The sequence below is a fragment of the Luteibacter aegosomatis genome, assembly GCF_023078455.1.
GTDB lineage: Bacteria > Pseudomonadota > Gammaproteobacteria > Xanthomonadales > Rhodanobacteraceae > Luteibacter > Luteibacter aegosomatis.
Map to the genome: position 1 here is coordinate 2098079 of NZ_CP095740.1, position 20193 is coordinate 2118271.

General features: G+C 61.1%; 15 protein-coding genes. 13 read left to right on the top strand and 2 right to left on the bottom strand.

Annotated elements, in window-relative coordinates; all coding sequences use genetic code 11:
- The 11 genes from L2Y94_RS09635 to L2Y94_RS09685 all read left to right on the top strand — a co-directional run bounded on the left by L2Y94_RS09635 (position 1) and on the right by L2Y94_RS09685 (position 8115).
- Positions 1–582 carry a TIR domain-containing protein gene (locus L2Y94_RS09635; RefSeq protein WP_247374696.1) on the top strand — a complete coding sequence of 194 codons (582 nt, stop codon included), beginning with the start codon at positions 1–3 and terminating at the stop codon, positions 580–582.
- Between the two features lie 235 nt (positions 583–817).
- Positions 818–1033, top strand: a complete 216-nt coding sequence (locus L2Y94_RS09640) for a hypothetical protein (protein WP_247374697.1) — start codon at positions 818–820, stop codon at positions 1031–1033.
- 532 nt (positions 1034–1565) lie between these two features.
- On the top strand, positions 1566–2480 hold the full coding sequence (locus tag L2Y94_RS09645) for an RHS repeat-associated core domain-containing protein (protein WP_247374700.1): 915 nt from the start codon (positions 1566–1568) through the stop codon (positions 2478–2480).
- Complete coding sequence (locus tag L2Y94_RS09650; RefSeq protein WP_247374701.1) at positions 2480–2818, top strand: hypothetical protein; 339 nt, start codon at positions 2480–2482, stop codon at positions 2816–2818. Before L2Y94_RS09645 ends, L2Y94_RS09650 begins: the two co-directional genes overlap by 1 nt.
- 5 nt (positions 2819–2823) lie before the next feature.
- On the top strand, positions 2824–3183 hold the full coding sequence (locus L2Y94_RS09655; RefSeq protein ID WP_247374703.1) for a hypothetical protein: 360 nt from the start codon (positions 2824–2826) through the stop codon (positions 3181–3183).
- 482 nt (positions 3184–3665) lie between these two features.
- Positions 3666–3968 carry a hypothetical protein gene (locus tag L2Y94_RS09660; protein WP_247374705.1) on the top strand — a complete coding sequence of 101 codons (303 nt, stop codon included), beginning with the start codon at positions 3666–3668 and terminating at the stop codon, positions 3966–3968.
- A gap of 396 nt (positions 3969–4364) precedes the next feature.
- Positions 4365–4784, top strand: a complete 420-nt coding sequence (locus L2Y94_RS09665; protein ID WP_247374707.1) for a helix-turn-helix domain-containing protein — start codon at positions 4365–4367, stop codon at positions 4782–4784.
- Positions 4781–5653: an alpha/beta fold hydrolase gene (locus L2Y94_RS09670; protein ID WP_247374708.1), complete on the top strand. Its 873-nt coding sequence runs from the start codon at positions 4781–4783 to the stop codon at positions 5651–5653. The genes L2Y94_RS09665 and L2Y94_RS09670 overlap by 4 nt, the downstream gene beginning before the upstream one ends.
- Positions 5650–6012, top strand: coding sequence for a DUF4180 domain-containing protein (locus L2Y94_RS09675; RefSeq protein ID WP_247374710.1), 363 nt, complete (start codon positions 5650–5652; stop codon positions 6010–6012). Before L2Y94_RS09670 ends, L2Y94_RS09675 begins: the two co-directional genes overlap by 4 nt.
- A gap of 122 nt (positions 6013–6134) precedes the next feature.
- Positions 6135–7091 (top strand): ADP-ribosylglycohydrolase family protein, encoded by a 957-nt coding sequence (locus L2Y94_RS09680; protein ID WP_247374711.1) that lies wholly within the window; start codon positions 6135–6137, stop codon positions 7089–7091.
- 463 nt (positions 7092–7554) lie between these two features.
- Positions 7555–8115, top strand: a complete 561-nt coding sequence (locus tag L2Y94_RS09685) for a hypothetical protein (protein WP_247374713.1) — start codon at positions 7555–7557, stop codon at positions 8113–8115.
- 270 nt (positions 8116–8385) lie between these two features.
- Here L2Y94_RS09685 and L2Y94_RS09690 read toward each other — a convergent pair whose 3' ends face one another.
- Both L2Y94_RS09690 and L2Y94_RS09695 read right to left on the bottom strand, forming a co-directional pair.
- Positions 8386–8631, bottom strand: coding sequence for a hypothetical protein (locus L2Y94_RS09690; protein ID WP_247374715.1), 246 nt, complete (start codon positions 8629–8631; stop codon positions 8386–8388).
- A gap of 143 nt (positions 8632–8774) precedes the next feature.
- Complete coding sequence (locus tag L2Y94_RS09695) at positions 8775–13373, bottom strand: RHS repeat-associated core domain-containing protein (protein ID WP_247374716.1); 4599 nt, start codon at positions 13371–13373, stop codon at positions 8775–8777.
- 529 nt (positions 13374–13902) lie between these two features.
- On the opposite strand from L2Y94_RS09695, the gene L2Y94_RS09700 reads away from it, so the two are divergent.
- Both L2Y94_RS09700 and L2Y94_RS09705 read left to right on the top strand, forming a co-directional pair.
- A complete protein-coding gene (locus L2Y94_RS09700) occupies positions 13903–19257 on the top strand; it encodes an RHS repeat domain-containing protein (RefSeq protein WP_247374718.1) in 5355 nt (1784 codons plus the stop codon).
- The gene (locus L2Y94_RS09705; RefSeq protein ID WP_247374719.1) at positions 19247–20188 is read left to right on the top strand and encodes an RHS repeat-associated core domain-containing protein; all 942 of its coding nucleotides are present in this window, start codon (positions 19247–19249) and stop codon (positions 20186–20188) included. The genes L2Y94_RS09700 and L2Y94_RS09705 overlap by 11 nt, the downstream gene beginning before the upstream one ends.
- Positions 20189–20193 lie beyond the last annotated feature (5 nt).

The following is a 20193-nucleotide window of genomic DNA, read 5'->3' on the forward strand; positions in this document are numbered from 1 at the left end:
ATGACGTCATACTTCACGACGGCCGAGGCGCGCGCTGCGCGCCAACGTCGCTTCGGACAACGCCCGAGCATGGAAGTCTTAAACGAATCCGCATCGGCCAAATCGGCCACGGGATTCGACGTTTTTCTCTCCCATTCAAGCAAGGATGCCGACCTCGTGCTCGGCACGATGGCCCTGCTCGAAGATCAGGGATTGAAGGTCTACGTTGATTGGGTCATCGATCCGCAGCTCGACCGCAGCCGTGTCTCGCCCGAGACCGCACGCCTTTTGCGTGAGCGAATGGGGCAGTGCAGTTCCCTAGTCTATATGGCAACGTCAAGCGCCGTGATGTCGAAGTGGATGCCGTGGGAGCTGGGCTACTTCGACGGTCGAAAAGGGGAAGACAAGATTGCCATCCTTCCCATTCTCGAGCGCCAGCACGATGGCTTCGCAGGTCAGGAATACATTGGCCTCTATTCCGTTCTGCGCAAGCACACCATGACCGACGGTATCGAAAGGGTCCTCGTCGAGGATGTCGGCAACCGCTGGAAGTTTGCCTTCGCGCTCCCGCTGAACGACGGGTGGCGGCGGTACGGCGCCTGAGCGGGAGGATGCCCCCGTTGTCTCGGCCGCGTGGATAAGCCCCCCCGTGGGCGTCGGAGGGGCGGCGCCGGGGCCGGTGCCGCGAAACCTCGGTCGTGCAGTCCTGGGTGGCGAGGATGTCGGCACGATGCCTGCAGGCTTCCGGCTTTCGTGGTGCACGCTTTTCCTCTGTGCTGTGCATGCCTTGACAGCTACGCGGGGCGGCGCAGGTGGGGAATGCCTCATGGAGTCGCCCATGCATCATCTGCAAGCAAGCAGCCTGCGAACTGTCGAACTTTCGTCCCTTGGGAACGGGGACGTGTTCGTCATTGCGTCAGTCGGCGGCCATGGCCACCGGACCGGCATCGTCTTCAGTGAGCGCGGTGTGTTCATCCTCTCCGGGGGCGACCAGCTTACGGCGTATCAGAGGGCGAGCTTCGATCGCTCGACTGTCGTGGCGTGTCCTGATTGACGGGGGCTTGTTGTGTGTGCCCCGCAGGGGCTCGAGACGGCGCATCGCGAAAGCGTCAAGGCCGGCCGCATCGTAGTCGATGACGGGGGTGAGCACCTGACCTTCCGTTGGCGGGGAAGCCCGGGAGCGCCACGTTCACGCATCCAAATGAACTGAAGCGTGGCATGCGGTATCACCCTCAACTCGTTGGTACGGATTACTTCCATCGGATCGGCGCGATAAATTGAGTTGCCGAACGTGATTTTTGGCTGATGGAAGTTACTGGACGAACTCCTGCGCAAGTGGCCGCCTAGCATGTTTTGTGTGTGTATTCCGGACCGGGGAAGTCTTGAGGCTGCCCTGAGTTCCATGGCAACGGAGTAGCTGCGGAAACACATGCTCATTGAAGCCCGAGGCCTGGCGATCTGCGCTCTTGTGGCGGCCTCATACTCCCTCTTAAGATATCTGGAGGTGGGCTGGGTCGGCGATCGCGATTTGAAGGGGGCGGCGGACACCCGTCGCGACTGACGTTACATACCATGGGGATCGGGTCATGATGACCTGTGTCGCGCGTAGGGCAGGGTTGGCTGTAGCTTCACTGCTTTGTATAAGCCGCGTACTCGCGGCCGAGACCGTTACTTACTATTACACCGATCCCCAAGGTACCGTTCTAGCAACGGCGGACTCGGCTGGCAATATCATAAGCACCATCGATTACCGGCCCTACGGTAGTCAAGTACTCGGCACACTGGCCGAAGGGCCCGGCTACACAGGACATGTCAACGACACCGACACCGGGTTGGTGTATATGCAGCAACGATATTACGACCCTGGCATAGGCCGGTTTTTGAGTGTCGATCCTTTGCGAGCCATGCTTCGGGCGCCAAGTCACACCAATCGGTATGGTTATGCCAACGATAACCCTTATCGATTCATCGACCCGGACGGACGCGCAACCGTCGCGATAGGTGGGACTTTTAATGCATCCGCTTTGGCCGGCGGTACGGTCTCAGGCCAGCTTACCTTCAGTGCAACGTCTTGGAATCCAAGTACGTGGCGTTTAGGTGGCTACGGGTCGACGGGAGGACTGGCAAGCACCGATGTCGGGGTAGGTGGAGGAATTGCCATAAGCTATTCCGACGCGGATTCCGCAGAAGAGATGGCCTCGGCCAGCAGCAATGCTTCGGCGGGTGGGGGCATTAATGTATTGGGCGCTTCGTTGGGCTATGAGCAGAGCCTTTGCACGGATTGCACGGCAGTTAGAACGTTAACCCTTGGCACAAAAATCGCTGTTGCACCCGTTGAAATCCATACCTCTGTCACCCAGTCCGCAGGCGTGACGTGGTTGGGATCGAAGCCGATCCAACCGACGGTTACCGTCGGCCCTGCTACCACGGCACCACCGCCTCCGCCTCCGCCCGTTGAGCAGTCGAAGGATTCGAATCGCATGCAGCAGGACTTGAACTGATGAGCGCCAGCGCAGTGGGTTTTTTTCTCGGCGTCGCGCCCGGAATTGGCTATACGCTGTGGAATCTCGCACGTGGACAGCGCGCTTTGGAGGATGCGCGGCGCACCGCCCATGAGCATGGCGAGATGCTTGATATGGCTTCTTCGCCACGGCTGCGCTTCTATTACCTATTCAAGCCCGCGCAGTTCGTTTGTCCGCAAGACGGTGAAGGCGTCCGTCAGGCTAAGATGCGGCTATTGGCGATGCGCAAATCTTTTATTGGTCGTCACGCACTGGGCGGTTTGCTGGTGATTATTGGAGGATTCGTGGGAGTCGCCATAGGGCTTGGCGTGGGATAAATTTCGTGAAAGCGGAAATTTACAGCAAGGCCGTGTTGCTCGAACTGAAAGGCCTGCTGTCTTCGATTCTGGAAGACAATCCCATCGATCTATCGGTCCTTCGCCGTATCGACGAACTCCGACGCGGCGTCGTGCATGGCGACGACACCGCGTTTTTCTCGATACGAGCCGCAGTTTCCGATCTGGATGACATTCCAGACGAAGCCCGAGCTTCGTTATTCTCAGAGAAGTTTCTCAATGAGCAGCGGCAAAAAAGCGCGGAGTACTTGCGCGACGCTGCGCTCGACATCCGAGCAGCAGCCAAAGCACTGCTATCTTCCAGCTGGATGAATCACGCTGAAGCCACCCCGCCTACAGACAACTGAATGTTGATTTGGTAGGGTCTTCACGTCGTCTGCGCTGCTGGTCACGTGGTGCCGCAGACGACCATCGCTCGAAGCGGTGAGCGCGGGGCAGAGGTGCTAGGAACACCGACTGCCCCGCTGACCACAATCAACACGTAGAGTTGACCATGGCTAAGCCGAATACTAAGGCATCCACGCGCCCGCCGCTTCCCCGCGGCAGCACCCTCGACGGTTACCGGGCTGTCTGGCCACCTTCCAGACGCGGTTGACGAACCGCGGCGCCCGCCGTCTTCACTGCGACTTTTCTCAGCCGTACGACCCGGCGCGTAAGCGCTCGGCCTGAATCCGGCTGACGCCGCACCCCACTTCCCAACCCAAACGCCCGGCGCCCGGACACGGGCAGGCCGTCGAGCCTCATCGTCTTCGAGCGATGGCTCCACCCGCGGCACGCCCGTTCAAGGCGTGTCGCACCTAAGGCCATGGGCAAACACAAGGAGTACCTAATGGACGAACGCAAAGAACCCTGGATGCTTGGCAACGGAAGCTACGGCCTCGTGCCCGAGGCTACCACCGACGAACTGCTCAACGACGCCACCGAGTGGCTGCAATATGCCAAGGGCCTGACCGAGCTGGTGAGCGAGATGATCGGTGACTCGGAGATCCTCGATCGCCGTCGACTGATGCTCTCCATGGGTGCCATCAGCGTGCTGACCGACATGGGCACGCAGTGCGCCATGCAGGCTCATGCGTATGCAGTGGGACAAAGTGTGAGTTCTCGATACCGGTGTCGCTTTGGCAGGTTGTAGGTAGCAAACGTCCAGCTCACCCAACCGCGCACCGCGGCGAGGCCGACCATCGGTAGCTTGCGCAGCCCACCGATGGTCTTGATCCAGCCAAAGCCCTGTTTCGATGCGCTGCGCACCTTCTGGCTGATCGTGTAGTCACCCGTCTGCGCCACGCCGACCACCAGAACATGACGGTTCTCCATCAGACGGCTGGCCAGGTACGCATCGGATCGGGTGGTCCGTGATTGAAAGTGGTTCCGACAGCTGCAAGGCACGGAGGTTTCTCAACAGCCTGTTAGTCCCGAGACCCGGCTCTGCGGCCCCCGAGCTAAATCGGTGACGTGCAAGGGGTTGCAAAGTTCCCAAATATTCCCTTTAATGCCATAGTAAGAATAATTTTGGGAATTATAAGTAACCATGTCTGAAGAGTTTTACACGGTAGCTCAGGCGGCGGAACGTTTGACGCTGCACCCGAAAACCGTGCTTCGGCTTATCCGCGAAGGACGGCTGAAAGGGGCGAGGATCGGTAAATCCTATCGAATTCCACGATCCCACCTGGATACGTTCGCCGGCGCGGGGCAGGCTCCGCAGCAGCCGATCACGGCGCGAGTATCCTGTGTTGTTGATGTGCCGGATGTCTCCCCCGAGCTGTCGCATCGCCTGACGGTAACCATTCAGGCGATGCTGCTTTCTCACGAACGCAGCCCCGACCGCATTCAGTTCAACTCCGTCTATGACGCGGAGTTGCAGCATTTGAAGCTGATCGTGATCGGCTCCGTATCCGATACCTCCGAACTCTTGAGAAGCCTCGACAGGCAATTGGAGGCGGTCAGGTGACGACGGCCGTATCGAATACGTCGAAGCTCGACGCCACGCTCCTTGATCAGTATCGGACCGTTCTTGGCCAATGGCCCGTTCCTTGCGATGACCTGTGGGTCGATACACGAGAGGGCACGACTTTTGTCGTCGCCTGTGGTCCCAAGGATGCGCCTCCGCTCGTCCTCTTGCATGGAGCGCTGACCAATTCGGCAATCTGGATGTTCGACGCCGAACTCTGGTCGCAGTCGTTTCGTGTCTATGCCGTCGACGTGATCGGGGAGCCGGGACTAAGTACAGCTAAAGAGCTTCCCATGGAAGGCGGTAGGTACGCGGCATGGCTCGACGACGTGCTCGCCGGGCTGGATCTGACAAGCGTCGCCTTCGTCGGCACGTCTTTCGGAGGATGGCTTGCCCTGGATTACGCCGTACGCCAGCCGCATCGTGTCGATCGTCTCGCGTTGCTTTGTCCGGCAGGAATCGGGAGTCAGAAGTCGTTCTTCCTAAAGGCCTTGCCGCTTCTGCTGCTCGGACCTTGGGGGAAAGCCAAGGTTCGCGCTATGGTCATGGGGCCGTACCCTAAAACGATCGCAGACAGGGCACGACCATTAATGGATCTTCTCTCCAGCATCCATTCGAAAGTCCGCCCAAGGTCAATGAGGATTCCGCTTGTCTCGGATGCGGGCCTGCGCAGCCTGAAGATACCAGTGCTCATCGTCATTGGGGGACGAGATGCTCTCATCAATTCCAACGAGACTAGGCGCCGGGTGGAGAGCATTATGCCGGATGCCCAGCTCCACTATCTGGAGCAGGCTTTTCATTACCTCCCCAATCAGCGAGAAACCATCTTCAATTTTCTTCGGGACAAGCAAGTCGGACGCATTCCATGAGCGACGTCATTACAATCTTGGGCAATACACGCGTACTGTCTTGCGACCCGAACGGCACCCACATTTCTACAGAGGCTGATATCAACGGCGTCATCGGAACCGCTTTTGACGAAAGGGCCGACCTGGTTGCATTGCCGGCAGCGCGACTAAGCCAGAATTTCTTCGATCTCCAAACGGGATTTGCGGGGCTGCTCGTTCAGAAATTCGTCAATTACCAACTTCGCCTGGCAGTCCTCGGTGACATTTCAAGTGCATGCACGCGAAGCAGGGCTCTGAAGGACTTCGTGTACGAATCAAATCACGGATCGTCGTGCTGGTTCTTGGACGATTTGGAGGACCTGGGCAGGAAGTTGGTCTGACGTTTCTAACCCGAATTCCGACAATTTCACCCGACAGAAAGAAGCTCGCCATTTGCTCATTCCACTTCGTGGTACTCGCATGGGATCTTCATTGACGGACGACCAGGATCTGAGGGCCTCGAATGACTTCCTTACTTGAACGTTACCAAGGCTGCCTTGTCGGGCTTGCCTGTGGTGACGCTGTGGGTACCACCGTGGAGTTCTCCCCGCGAGGGGCATTCGCGCCGGTGACCGACATGGTCGGTGGCGGGGTTTTCGATCTGAAACCCGGTGAGTGGACCGACGACACCTCCATGGCGCTGTGCCTCGCGCAGAGCTTTCTCTGCCAGCGGCGGCATGACCCTGCCGACCAGTTGCGGCGCTACATCAATTGGCGCGATCACGGCTACATGAGTTCGAACGGCGAATGTTTCGATATCGGATCGACGGTGTCCACCGCGCTGCATTTTCACGAAAAATACGGCAATCTCGTTGCCGAGACATCGGACCCCATGATGGCTGGCAATGGCTCCATCATGCGGCTTGCCCCCGCCGTTCTGTGGAGTTTTCCCGACGTTGGTGATGCGGTGGACGTTGCCGCCGCCACCTCCCTGACGACGCATGCGGCGCCAGAGGCGGTGGATGCCTGTCGCGTGCTTGCGGTGGTGCTGGTCAATGCCTTGCGAGGCATGGCCCCAGCTGAGTTGCTCGAAGGCGCCTCCTCGGTCGCCCGGGAGCCCAGGCTCCGGGCATTGGCGGTACGGCGCATCATGGATCTCGACGTCTCAGCCGTCCGGGGTAGCGGCTATTCGGTCGAATCACTGGAAGCCGCGCTTTGGTGCGTGATGACCACGGACAATCTTCCGGACGCTGTACTCGCGGCCGCAAACCTTGGCGATGACGCGGATACGACGGCGGCTATCGCAGGACAGATCGCGGGTGCCGTCTATGGCGTCAATGGCATCCCGAAGGGTTGGCGGGACACCCTGGCCTACGGACCGATGATTTTCGATATTGCCACGCGCCTACATGCCGAACGGCCGCTCAGGCAGCGTGGCGAGTTGGACAGCGACGGGGCCTTCTATGGCGATAGGCCCTGACACAGGGTGACGTAGTCGGCCCACCCGATGTTCGACGGGTCACCCGGGCCAGGTCGCAGGATTTGAGACGACCTCAGCTCAGGCTCTTGCCCAGATAATCGGGGGCGGGAAATGACGTACCAGACCAGGATGCTCGCGCGGCTTTTGGCCCCGGCAGCTTTCGTGTCCATCATGAGCATGATTCTCGCCTATGCGGCCGAGACTCTCAGCGGTGCGCCTGTCGCACTAGGTGGAAGGGCGCTTTTCCCATGGGCGGGTGACGCCATCGCGCTTGCGGGCGCCGGCGTCTCCTTCGTTATCTGCGCCTTCCAGTTGTTTCGGTACTGGCGGTGGACGCGCGATGAAGGGGACCTTTGCTACGTTTGCAGCTGTCTTCTGGGGCGCGAGCGGGAAGGTCGCTTTGGTCCGTACCGGAAGTGCCTTGGGTGCGGAAAGAACCACGGCTTGGGGAGGATCTGACGCCATGGCCATCGAACTGTCCGAAAAGTCATCGGCGCGCATGGCGATCATCTCGACCATACTGTCGGTAGTGGCGATATTCTCTACTTTGTTGCAGGCTTTTTCCGAGCGCCATTACAGCAAGCTCGGCGTACATCCCAACGTAGTCATCACACCGCTTGCTGAAGGCGCATCCAGGCTCGGGTTATATATCAGCAACGATGGACTCGGGCCCGCCTTATTGAAAGATATCCGGGTCGATGTTAACGGGCAGCATTTCAGGGGGTTCGGGAGCAGCCCGCTGTCTCAGGCTGCCAAGGTGGCGGGTCTCGATCCGATGTGCTTTGCAAGGGGTTGGCCTAAGGAAGGCACGTGGCTCAAGGTGGGGCAGGAAACCCCGTTCCTGGCGATGACAAGCGCGATCAGACCCGAGTGCATAAAAGAAGCGCTTCGCCTGATAACGGTGACCGATATGCACATCGAGATCGATTACGAGGACCTCGATGGAGACGCGTTTCAATTCGTTGGGAACTCGAAGACGAACGACGCCGACGCGATGGACTTGGTGCGTCGGTTGGGTGATTGAGAAAAACATCCCTTAAAAACCCTGGATGCTCGGCAACGGAAGCTATGCCCTCGTGCCCGAAGCCACCACCGACGAGCTGCTCAACGGTGCGACCGAGTGGCTGCAATGCGCCAAGGGCTTGACCGAGCTGGTGAGCGAGATGATCGGTGACTCTCGATCGCCGTCGACTGATGCTTTCCATGGGTGCCATCGGAGTGCTGACCGACATGGGCACGCAGTTCTGCGAACTTCGAATCCTTCATGGAACCTACGGTTGTTTTAAGCAATTACTTACTTTGATTGTTCGCCCGCCAGCCAAAAGACTAAGTCCTGAATGGTGTCTACCGATGATGGACGATTTGAGGTCTTTTTGCGAATCAAGTCTTCGAGCGCGTCCTGTGCTCCGCCTAACTGCCAACTGTCCACCTTAAAGATCTCATCGAGCTTATCCGAAGGTCTAAGTTGTCCGGGACGGATACGGAGTTCCTTCGCAATCGTGCGAAAAACCTCCTCGAACAGAGAGAACGGTATGGTCATATTCGACATTTCCCATAGGCGTCGAAGGTCGGCATCTTCCCGTGCGCCAAATAGCTTATTTCGCGAATGTCGCGTGAAATAGACGATCAAGACGACTAGCGCAATACCGGAAGCGGCAACTACGGACCAAGTCGATATCATGGCTAATTCTCAGGAATCGCGTAGATGAAGCCTTCCAGAATGATTGTCGCATTGTAGAAGCCTATTCCTACGGTAGCAACGCCGATTAATGCGGCACCGGCCCTTACGGCTGGAGCATTTGCACCTGGTACGCCAAAACCACGCGGCACGCTGGTCAGCGGATTTTTTGATCCGAGAAGTGCGGGCCGTCCCCCTGTCGCAGGAGCAAGGGATTTAGGCCAGAGCCCTCCAGCCATAGCGGCCGCGTAGGGCCCCACATCAATCACGTGATCGGCAGTCCAGTCAATGTACCGGTCGCGGTAACGATCCCAGTATCCGTCGTCGCATGAGCGACCTGCCAAGGGCGAGCCAGGATTCCAGAAGTCGGGGTTGTACATGCTGGCGGAGTCATCTAGCCCAAGCGTGTCTCTGTTATTCAGCGGACGCCCACTTGTGTACAGGTAAGTCGAAATGCCAGCAGAGAGGCCCATGGGGTCGCTTTGAATATATCGGCCCGTCGCCGGTTCATAATCGCGGTTAACGTTGTAATTCAATCCGCTCTCCGCATCGAAGTATTGTCCGGGGAGGCGCAGGTTGAGGACGTATCCCGTCGCAGACGTTGGTGGCATTTCGCCGAACGGATTGCTGGCGTAGGGCCACTGCCAGAGTGTCGAGCCCGCCGCACTCGTTACCGCGCGGGGGGTATCGAGACCATCGGCATGGATGAAAGCCACCGAAGTGGTGGTGCCGGCGTGGTCGACGATCCCGACCGGAAGGTCGTCCAGCCATACATAGTCACGTGAGGCTGTTCCCATCGACTCTGCCAGCAGCTGGTTCGTTTCGTTGTAGTCAAAACGCGTAACGGCACTCCCCACCGTTTTCTGCACGCGTTGGCCCAGCGCGTTGAGCACATAGGTACCCACGGTAGCGCCGTCCTTCTGTACCGAGGTCAGGCGGTTCCGCTGGTTGTAGCCGAACGTATAAGCCCCGGAGGCCAGTACGCTGGACGTGGTGTTCCCGCGTGCGTCCACTTGGCGCGTCGTCGCGCCGACGCCGATGAGATGATGCGTGCCGGTGGCATAGCTATAAGCGCCAGTGAGGATGCCGGGCCCTGTCTTGCTCAGTCGGTCGCCGGTCTTGTTATAGGTATAGGCCTCGATGGCGGTCCCGGCTGGGTTCTTTACGCTGCTCAAGCGGTAGAGCGGGTCGTAGCTGTAGGTCTCGCTCGCCGTCGGCACCCCTGCGGCATTGCCGATGGCCGTGATGTTGCCGAGCACGTCCCGTTTCACATGGAGGGAAAGTGCCGTGCCCACGATGTCGGTCAGCGCACCGGAGACGTCGTGCGTAATGGTCACCGTCTGGCCGTCGCCGAGCTTGTACGAAGCCACGGGGCCGAACGAACGGTAGACGACGTTGCTGACGACGGTGGTTGCCGTGCCACCCTGCGGCGTGGCGGTGACGGCCGTGATGTTGCCGATGCTGTCGCGGGTGTAGGCGATGAGCGTGCCGTTCGGCGTGGTCACCGAGTTGAGGCGATTACCGCGCGTCCAGGTGTAGGCGGTCGTCGTGGTCGTGGTGCCGACGGTCTGCTGCTTCCTGGCCACGTTGCCGCGTGCGTCGTAACAGAACACGATGCCGCCGTTGCCTTCGACGATGCGGGTCAGGCGGCCCTTGCCGAAGCTGCCGCTGCATCCAGTGACCGAGTCCGCTTCGTCGTACTTGTACTGCACGTTGAGCGTGGTGTCGGCGTAACTCGTGGAGAGGATGCGGTTGTTCACGTCATACGTCGACGTGCTGCTGTTGTTGGTGGCATCCGTTGACGTGGTCAGGTTTCCGGCGGCATCGAACGCGCGGGACGTCGTGCCGGTGTCCGGGCTGTGCAGGCCGGTGACGTTGCCGAGGGAATCGATGTCGTAGGTGGTGTTCAATCCGTCCGGATCGCTGAAACCCGTGACTCGGTCGAGTGCATCGAAGGAGGTGACCGACTGGGCGTCCTTCGTGGCCGTGTCCGTGCCCTGATAGTTGTGGAGCGTGCTGACCAGCCGGTTGAGCCCATCGAACACCTGCTTGCGCTGGATGCCGAGGCCGTCCTGGCTGTGGACGAGGTTGCCGTCGGCGTCGTAGCTGTCGGCATACGTCGCCGAGAACACCGTGCGATTCAGCCCGTCGGTGATGGCCGTGAGCTGGCCCAGGGTGTTGAAGCTTTGCGAGGTGCTGCGAACCACGGTACCGGCGGCCGTGATGACCTGTTCCTTCGTGCGGTTGCCGGCGGCATCGAGGGTGTAGTGGTAACGCCGTCCCTGGCCATCCGTCACATCGGTCAGGCGGTGGGCGGCGTCGTAGGTGTAGGTCGTGGTGACCTTATCGGGATCGGTCACCTGGTGAACGGTGCCGTCCGGGTTGTAGGTGACGGTGGTCACCGCGTCGCTGCTCGACGGCGCCCCGGACGCCTGTGCGCGGACCGTGGTCGTCGCCAGCCAGCCGCGGGGAGTGTACGTGTAGTCGGTGAGCACGCCGTTGGGAGCCTTGATACGCGTCGGCCGTCCGGCCTTGTCGTAGCTCACGAAGGTGGTGACCAGACCCGCACCGTCCGTGACGGTCTTCAGGTCTCCCGGACGGTGGCACGCGCCGCCCAACGTGGCGCAGCCCGACTCGTCGAGTTGCTGGTACCAGGCGTAAGTCAGGGTGTCGCCCACATCCGTGCGCGGTCCGTCGACCTTGAGCAGCAGACCGAGGAGCGGGCAGGTGGTCGACACGCTCTCGCAATAGGCGAGGTTGGTGCGACGAACCCCAGCGGGCACGGTGCCGGTGGCGGCACAGCTGTAGGAGGGGGCCTTGACCGGGTCGATGAGGCATTGGGCCGTGGTCTGGCCCCGGCTGTTGTACGCCCAACCTTCCTTCTGCACGATGCTGCCCGAAGCGTCCTTGACCGTGCGAAGCAGCGGCACGCGCAACGACGTGTTCCAGGTGGTATCGATGGTGCGTTGGTCGGCGGAACCCTGGGCGTCGATTTCCTGCGTCGGCAGGCCGTTGGCGTCGTAGGTCATCGCCCGGACGTTGCCGTTGAAGTCGGTGTAGCTCGCCGGGCGTGAGTTGGCGTCGTAGGTGCGGGAAGCATACGGCTGGCCGCATTCGCCACAGGGCTTGTCGATGGTGGCTACCCGGAACAGGCCCTGGACCGTGGCATAGCCTTGGTGGGAGACCCCGCCGAGGGGATAAGTCACGTCGGACGATCCATCGGCGTTGTAGGCGACAGCCACCCGCCCGGTACCGCCGGCGAATTGGGTCGAGGTGGCCCGGCCGGTGCCGTCGAAGGCCGTGTCCTCGTAACGCACGCCGTTCTCGTCGACGAGGCCGGTCATGGCCGACGGCAGGTTGTTGCCGCCCGTGAGGGTCGATTCGTTGTAGACGTACTGGCGCGTTTTGCCGTCGGGATACTGAACCGACGTCAGGTTGCCGGTGGTGTCGTATCCGTAGACGAACGTGCCGCCGTCGGGAAGGGTGAGTTGGTGGATATGCGCATTGGCATCGTAGGTAAACGACAGCGCGCGGCCTCCGGGAGCAGTGACGGTGAGCAGCAGGCCAGGCTTCGGAGCGATGGACGGATCGGTCAGCGTGTCACTGTAGGTGAGCGTGGCCGTCTGGCCGGTCGGGTCCTGGATGGTCAGCAGATGACCGTCGGGGCTGTAGGTTTCGGTATGGCGGAGGGCGGCGACCCATAGCGAGTAGCCGGCCGTCGCCCCTTGGGCATCGACCGACTCGGTGAGGATGTCGGGATTATTCGGGGTGGTGGTCCAGGCGGTCGTTGCGTTTCTATGGAAAACTTCCGCCAAGCCGCTCGGCCGTGAAGCAGTCGCTACGACGACTCCCGCGGTACTGGTGGTGACCGTCAGACCACGGTTGAACGAATGACTCCAATGGGCGCCCATCGAACTGTCGGGCGCGGACGGATGGCTGTTGTAGAACCGTCGGAACCGGAGCCAGTCGCTGGCCGTGTAGTCGTCTTCCTGTATGTACTTATTGCCAGTGGCCGTGTTGATGGGGTCGCCAGCCGAAGGCGTTCCCGTATCCGGCACACCCTTGCCCGACTCGCAACTCGGGCTATCGCCGCCACCGGAGCTGCTGTTGCCACCGCCGCCGTCGCTGCCTTCGCCGCCGTCGCAACCCGCTCCCTCGCCGTTGTTCTGGCCCGCGTCGAAGCTGTACTCGGTGGCGAAGATGCCGTTGCCGCCGCCGCAAGGCGACTGGAGCAGCATGCCGGCGACCTGGCCGCCTGTCTCGTAAGGGTCGTAATACTCGGGGTCATAGCCACAATCGTAGCCAGGCCAGACCCGTTGCCAATCGGCCCACCAGTGGTCCATGGCTTCGCCTATGGAAGCGAAAGGGCCGTTGTCGGCATAGCCATGGTGGTAATAAGGAGCATCCCAGTAGATTCCCGATCCGTCGGAGGCAACGGCAGCAACGTTAAATCGTTTGACGGCGTACGGCGTTGTCGACGGCACCGCGACTGCTGGGGGACGCGTACTGCTTGAGGACGCCGGGCCGTCGCCAGGAAGGGCGTGGGCAGCGAATGAGAGCAGCAAAGCGAAGAGCATCGCAACGCCGTATCGGACGAGGTTCATCGGACAGCTTCCCTGGAGTGTGCCGTAGGCTGAAGGGCCGGGCATCGCGGGAAGGGTGCGCCCTTAGGCTTGGGTCGGTCTGTAGGGGAAATCTTACAGTCGTCAGATTTGTGACGTAGGTCAGCCTGGCGATTGACGTCCCCCGGGGGCGTGACATCTTGAGCGCGTTGTTCCCGTCAGCGGTCGCAATCCATTAAGCGGGCAAGATGGCTTCGCCCGTTGCTCCATGTCCCCGCGACTGAAGACCTACTGGGACGCCTTCTGCCGAACCGCCAACTCCTCGACGACGTCACGGACGCCTTATGCGCACAAACTTGCGTTACGCGCCGTTTGTAGTGGCCGATCTTGCAAAAGTAACCATTGAACACCAAGGTTGGGCAAAAATCGTAAATTCCTGACATCTCGCATTTACGAAGACTTAATTCCCCGTTTCAGATGCTAACGCCACCGTATTCACTTACGGCAAGGGGGCGGTCGTGGGGTAGGGACTCGCGACCCGACAATTCAAGCGGGAACCAGGGGACTACGGATGTCGAACGTCGCAGTGCGGGGGAGGGTCGCGCCGGTGGCGCTTGCCCTGATGTTGGCGTGGGTGAGCGGGGAGGTGCTGGCGCAATCGGCCGCGGTGAGCCCCGAAAGCGAGTTCCAGAAGCGCATCAAGGTGTCCGAGGACATTCAGCCGGTCGGGGAGCATCCCTTCGGCGAAAGCATCAGTCTCTACAACGGCGCACTGTCGTTCGAAGAGAACGACATCAAGCTGACCGGCCAGGGGCCGGATATCGAGTTGACGCGCTCATTCCATCCGGCGGACGCGCCGCCCGACTCCGTCTACTACAGCTTCATCGATAACGCGTTCGTCGACTGGTCGCTGGAAACGCCGCGCATCGAAACGCTTTCGGCCGCGAGCGGCACCGCCAATCTCGATCCTCCGTCCACGGCGCGCTGGTCCTTCATTTCCGATACGCAACGCTGCAGCTTTCCCGACGGCGGTCCCGACGAATTCATCACCTTCAAGGGTACGGTCCTGACCTATGCCGCGGACGACTGGTGGCACGGCTACCAGCTGATCGTGCCAGGGCATGGAAGCCAGGATCTGCTGACGCGGGATACCAACAACACGCAGTTTCCGGCGATGACGGGAACGGACGGTAACCCCATCAAGTTTCCGCTGGTCACGAAAGAGCGCTGGGCGGTGGGATGCACTCCGGCGACCTCGAACGGTCAGCCGGGGGAGGGCTTTGTCGCGGTGTCCCCGGACGGCACGAAGTACTACCTGGACGTGCTGCTCTGGAAGAAAACCGACTACATGGCTACCGGCGGCGGTGGGGCGTTGCATCGCCGACTGGCCACCATGAACGTCTCCCGCGTGGTGGACCGCTTCGGCAACTCGGTGACCTACAGCTACGACGGCAACGGCAATCTCACCGAGATCGACGGCAGCGACGGCCGAAAGGTCACGCTTGCCTATGAGACCTGGCAAAACCCGGCCAAGGATCCCTTCGGCAACTTCTATGACCCGGTGGCCTATCGGGTCCACAGCATCACCGTCCAGCCGGCCAGCGCAGCGCCCCGCACCTGGACCTACGGTTACGGCACCGATCCGGTATTGCCTCGCCTCAACCGTGTCCAGTTGCCCGACGGCAGCGCATGGAGCTTCAACCTCGGCGGCTTTGCGCCGCTGCCGACCGACGGCCTGCTCATCCTCAATCAGGGATGTTCTTATGTGCTTCGGCCACAGGACGCCGTCACGTCGTCGGGATCGATCACCCAGCCGTCGGGGGTGACGGGCACCTTCACCTTGCGCAGCACGATCCGCGGGCGCTCCTATGTGCCGGCCGTCTGCCTCAACGTCAACGGCGCGCCTCAGAACCGTTTTCCTGCCGCTTACAAACGGAACTCGCTCATCCAGCGCACATTGAGCGGGGCGGGCATCGGTACGCAAACCTGGACCTACAGCTACTCCGCGCCCAACGACAGCTGGTCGACCTGCACGACCGGTTGCCCATCGACGGTGACGACGGAGATGGTGGATCCGTCGAACCGGACCACGCGCTATACCTTCAGCAATCGCTTCGACGCGTCGGAGAGCCTGTTGCTGCAAAGCGACTTCTTTTCGGCGGACGACACCTCGGCCGTCGTGCGCACCGAAGCGTCGCAATACGCGCTCCCGAACGCCGACGGCAGCTCCCCATGGCCCTGGCCGGCCACGCTCGGCCGCTCGCAGATCCTCGCGGTCAACGCCGACCAGATGGGGCGCCTGACCCCTGTCACGACGCGCACCATCGTGCAGGATGGAGACACCTATACCTGGACGGCCCAGTCGTTCGACGCCTTCGCCAACCCGGTCCAGGTGCGCCGGGGCAACACCATCGCGGGCCAGTCGCCGTTCGTCGAATCCACGAGTTACCTGAATGATCCTGCGTTGTGGGTGCTCGGATTGCCGACGCAGGTGACCAATCTCTCTGGCACCACGGCGGAGACCGAATCCCTCAACACGTACAATGCGCTCGACCTGCTGCAGAGTCGCGCCCGGTTCGGGCAGACCCTGATGAGCTACACCTATGACGGCGCCGGGCAACTCGCCACCTATACCGACGGCAACGGTCACACGACGTCGCTGTCCGGCTATCAACGCGGCTTGCCGACCCTCGTCACGTATCCCGATCAAACGACGGAACACATCGGGGTGAGCGACTTCGGCGAAGTAGCGTCCCTGACGGACCAGGCGGGCAATACCACCAGCTACGCTTACGACAGCATGGGTCGGATCGCGCAGATTTCCTATCCCGCGGGCGATTCCGTGGCATGGGCGCCGAAGGTCTTCTCCTACGCCTTCGTATCCACGGCGGAGCGGGGCGTGGACGCCAATCATTGGCGGCGCATCGTCACCCAGGGTGTTCACGCGGACGCCACCTATTTCGACGCGCTCCTGCGCCCGATGGTGACGGGGCATTGGCGCACGAGCGATTCGGGGATGCAGACCACGACGGTCACCGCGCACGATTGGCGTGGCAACGTCACCTTCCAGTCGTATCCCGTCGATGGCTCGCCGGATTTCAACGGTGTCACCAGCGGCATCACCACCAATTACGATGCTTTGTCACGCGTGGTGCAAAGCATCCAGCCGTCGGAGACGGGCGCGGCGCTGACGACCACCACGAGTTATCTGTCGGGAGCGCGCAAGCAGGTGACCGATCCCAACGGCAACGTCGTGACCACGGCGTATCAGGTTTTCGATGAGCCCGCGCTCGATCATCCGGTGATCGTGCAGGCGCCGGAGGGTGTCACCCAGTCGATCACGCGCGACGTGTACGGCAATCCGACACAGATCGCCCAGGGAGGTATCGTCAAAACCTTCGTCTACGACGCCTTCCATCGCCTGTGCCGCTCGGTGGAGCCGGAGACCGGCAGCACCGTCACGGCCTACGACGCCGCGAACAACGTGCTGTGGACCGCCGAGGGCCAGTCCATTGCCGGTACCGGAGCCTGCGGAAACGACCAGGTGGCGGCGAGTGCCCAGGTCATGCGGGCCTACGATGCGCTGAACCGGGTGACGCAGGTGACCTATCCGGGCACGACGCCGGCGAGCGTGTTCACGTATACCCCGACCGGCAAAGTGCTCACCGAAGCGACCGACGGTATCGTCTGGACCTTCGCCTACGACAAGCGCGACCTGCCGACGGCGCAAAGCCTGTCGGTGGATGGTCATGTCTGGCCGGTGGGTTTCGGCTACGACGCCAACGGCGCGCTGGCCGCGATGACGTATCCGGACGGCAAGGCCGTGCCGTTTTCCCCTGACGCCTACGGGCGCCCCACGCAGGCGGGAGCCTATGCCACCGCGGCCACGTATTTTCCGGATGACCAGCTCCAGCACGCGACCCTGGGCAACGGCACGGAATACCTGGGCCAACGCAACGCGCGGAACCTCCTTTCGGATTTCACCTTCTCGCGTGGCGGTACCTTTCAGGTCAGCGAAGGCCTGAGCTACGACAACGACGCCAATATCACCGGAGTATCCGACCTGGTCGACGGCACGACCCGCAATCGTTCGTTTCAGTACGACGGCCTGAGCCGTCTGAAATCCGCCACCGCGTCGCTCTATGGCACGGAGACCTACGCCTACGATCCGCTCAACAACATCGTCAGCATGGCCTCGGGCGGTTCGACCAACACCTACACCTACGACGGCAGCAACCTGCTTCGCAGCATTTCGGGAGGAAGCGTTTCGCGTACCTTCGCCTATGACGCCCGAGGCAATGTCACCCAGAACGGCGGTGCGCAGTACACGTTCGACGAAGCCAACCGCCTGACGTCGTTCGTGGGTGTCGATACCTACCGGTACGATGCCGAAGGGCGGCGCGTCAAAGCCACTGCGGCGAACGGTGCCATCACCTATTCGCTGTATAGCCATGATGGCCAGTTGCTCTGGCAGTTCGATCCTGCTGCCAATAGCGGAACTGACTACATCTATCTCGGCAAGAAGCTCGTCGCCCGTACGAACCATGTGTTGGTGCCGGCCGCGCCCGTCCTGACCGTGCCGGCGACCGGCACGGCCACGACCGCTTACACCGTGTCCTGGACGGCGACGGCAGCGACCACCAGCTATGAACTTCAGGAAGAGCCCGATGGGGGCGCATGGACCACGATCTACACCGGGACCGCGCTGAGCAAGTCCATCACCCAGACGGGCGCTGGAGCCTTCCACTATCAGGTTCATGCGTGCAATGCAGGCGGATGCGGAAACTGGAGTGCCATCGGGACGATCGCGGTTGCTCCGGCGCCCACCGCTCCCGTGGCGCCGGCCTCGGTCAGTGCGAGCGTCGCGGGAGATCTTTCGTCCATCTCGGTCACCTGGTCGAGTTCGCCGACCGCAACCTCCTACAATCTCCAGCAACGGTTCAACTCGGGCGCCTTTGCCGACGTCGGGCCTGCGCCCGGGGGCAACACCACCGTGACGATTGCCAACCCGGCGGACGGCACCTATGCGTACCAGGCCCGCGCCTGCAACGCGGTCGGCTGTAGCGTGTGGGTGGCGAGCGCCACCGTCCGCGTCGCGCACATTCCGCCGGCACCAGGCTCCATCAGTGTGCCGGGAACGAGTACGGGAGTACTGGGCATCAGTTGGCCGGCAGTGGCCTATGCGACGAGCTACTCGCTCGAACAGAGCACGGATAATGCCAATTACGGTGCGGTCTACAACGGTGCGGCGACGAGCGCGAGCATCGGGGTCGGGGCGACCGGCGTTTACTACTATCGGGTCAGGGGATGCAACGCCAACGGTTGTGGCGCCTACAGTCCCGTGGGCGTGTCCTCGGTCACCATTCCGCCCTCCCAGGCGCCCGCCATCTCTGGTCCTGGAAGCAGCAGCAACGGGTGCTACACCATCAACTGGGGCGGCGTGCCGGGCGCGATTTCCTATGTGATGCAGGAAAACACCAACGGGGCAGGATGGGTCACGATTGGAAACGACGGCTCGGGCGCCCTTGGCATCTGCGGGAAGGGTAACGGCACCTATTACTACCAGGTGCAGGGCTGCAACGCGGGCGGGTGCGGGCCCTTCAGTGGGGTGGTCTCCGTGGTTGTGGCCTTGGTTCCTGCTCCGCCTGCAAATCTGACGGCCAGCACCACCCGGGCTCCCGGAAAAATGGAAGCCGTCGCAAAATGGAACGCTTCAGCGGGTGCCACAAGTTATCAGCTCACGGCCAAGATAACGCCGCCGCCAGGCAGCGGAGACGGCTTGGTCTACACCGGGCCCAACACTACCGCCACGATCTTTCCGCAGGGGGTCAACGCCACCGTTGTGTTTACGGTCAAGGCATGCAATGCCAACGGATGCTCCGCCAACAGCAACGCCGCATCGACGCAGGTGGCCAATGGAAACTGAAGCGATGAAGACGATGACTCGCATTGGCCGTTGGCTCGTGGTCGCCCTGTTGCTGGTGATGAGTCCGGTATGTTTCTCGCAGGCAGCGGAGACCGTCACCTACTATTACACCGACCAGCAGGGGACCCCGCTGGCGACGGCGGACGCCTCCGGGAATATCCTGACGACGTCGGACTACCGGCCCTATGGCAGCGAGGTGCTGGGCACCCCAGTGGAAGGGCCGGGATACACCGGACATGTGAATGACCTCGATTCGGGTCTGCTATACATGCAGGCCCGGTACTATGACCCGGTGGTGGGTAGGTTTTTGAGTACAGATCCGCAAGGCGTCACCGTAGGACATGTTCATAACTTCGGACTTTACGAATATGCCAATTCGAATCCGGTCGGAAACGTCGATCCGGATGGCAAGGAAACCTTCGCGATTGGATTCAACGTTAGTATATCTGCGCTGGGTGGTGTCACCGGCACCAGGCAGATCACTGTGAGCATGGATGGCCTGAAAATTTCGACTCTGAGCGTCGGTTATTACAACGCTGCTGGAGGAACCGCATCAACCGCAATTGGCCCGAGTCTGGTCATTGTTGGTAGTTATTCAAAGGCAAACTCAGCGGAAGAATTTGCGGATACCGGTGGCGCCGCGAGCGCGGGCGGAGGCGTGAATGTTTTCGGTGCTTCAGGGGGGTATGAGCAAAGCATCTGCGATCGATGCAACTCGGTTAGCAGTCTCTACGTAGGCGGAAAAATACCGCAGTTGCCTTTTGAAGTGCATGCATCAATAACTCAGTCAGTGGGCTACACCATATTCGGCAACCCACCTGCAGTGAGGCCAACGGTGAAGGTCGGTGATCCCAAGCCTTCGCCGCCTCCGCCGCCTCCGCCGCCAACAACGCCTTTGGTACCATCGACGTGGACCATCCCCAGTACGTAAGACCA

What these genes read in the sequence shown, in the direction of transcription:
- L2Y94_RS09635 (WP_247374696.1), top strand. Translation starts at nt 1, where the DNA reads ATGACGTCATACTTCACGACGGCCGAGGCGCGCGCTGCGCGCCAACGT.
- L2Y94_RS09640 (WP_247374697.1), top strand. Translation starts at nt 818, where the DNA reads ATGCATCATCTGCAAGCAAGCAGCCTGCGAACTGTCGAACTTTCGTCC.
- L2Y94_RS09645 (WP_247374700.1), top strand. Translation starts at nt 1,566, where the DNA reads ATGATGACCTGTGTCGCGCGTAGGGCAGGGTTGGCTGTAGCTTCACTG.
- L2Y94_RS09650 (WP_247374701.1), top strand. Translation starts at nt 2,480, where the DNA reads ATGAGCGCCAGCGCAGTGGGTTTTTTTCTCGGCGTCGCGCCCGGAATT.
- L2Y94_RS09660 (WP_247374705.1), top strand. Translation starts at nt 3,666, where the DNA reads ATGGACGAACGCAAAGAACCCTGGATGCTTGGCAACGGAAGCTACGGC.
- L2Y94_RS09665 (WP_247374707.1), top strand. Translation starts at nt 4,365, where the DNA reads ATGTCTGAAGAGTTTTACACGGTAGCTCAGGCGGCGGAACGTTTGACG.
- L2Y94_RS09675 (WP_247374710.1), top strand. Translation starts at nt 5,650, where the DNA reads ATGAGCGACGTCATTACAATCTTGGGCAATACACGCGTACTGTCTTGC.
- L2Y94_RS09680 (WP_247374711.1), top strand. Translation starts at nt 6,135, where the DNA reads ATGACTTCCTTACTTGAACGTTACCAAGGCTGCCTTGTCGGGCTTGCC.
- L2Y94_RS09685 (WP_247374713.1), top strand. Translation starts at nt 7,555, where the DNA reads ATGGCCATCGAACTGTCCGAAAAGTCATCGGCGCGCATGGCGATCATC.
- L2Y94_RS09690 (WP_247374715.1), bottom strand. Translation starts at nt 8,631, where the DNA reads ATGACCATACCGTTCTCTCTGTTCGAGGAGGTTTTTCGCACGATTGCG.
- L2Y94_RS09695 (WP_247374716.1), bottom strand. Translation starts at nt 13,373, where the DNA reads ATGAACCTCGTCCGATACGGCGTTGCGATGCTCTTCGCTTTGCTGCTC.
- L2Y94_RS09700 (WP_247374718.1), top strand. Translation starts at nt 13,903, where the DNA reads ATGTCGAACGTCGCAGTGCGGGGGAGGGTCGCGCCGGTGGCGCTTGCC.
- L2Y94_RS09705 (WP_247374719.1), top strand. Translation starts at nt 19,247, where the DNA reads ATGGAAACTGAAGCGATGAAGACGATGACTCGCATTGGCCGTTGGCTC.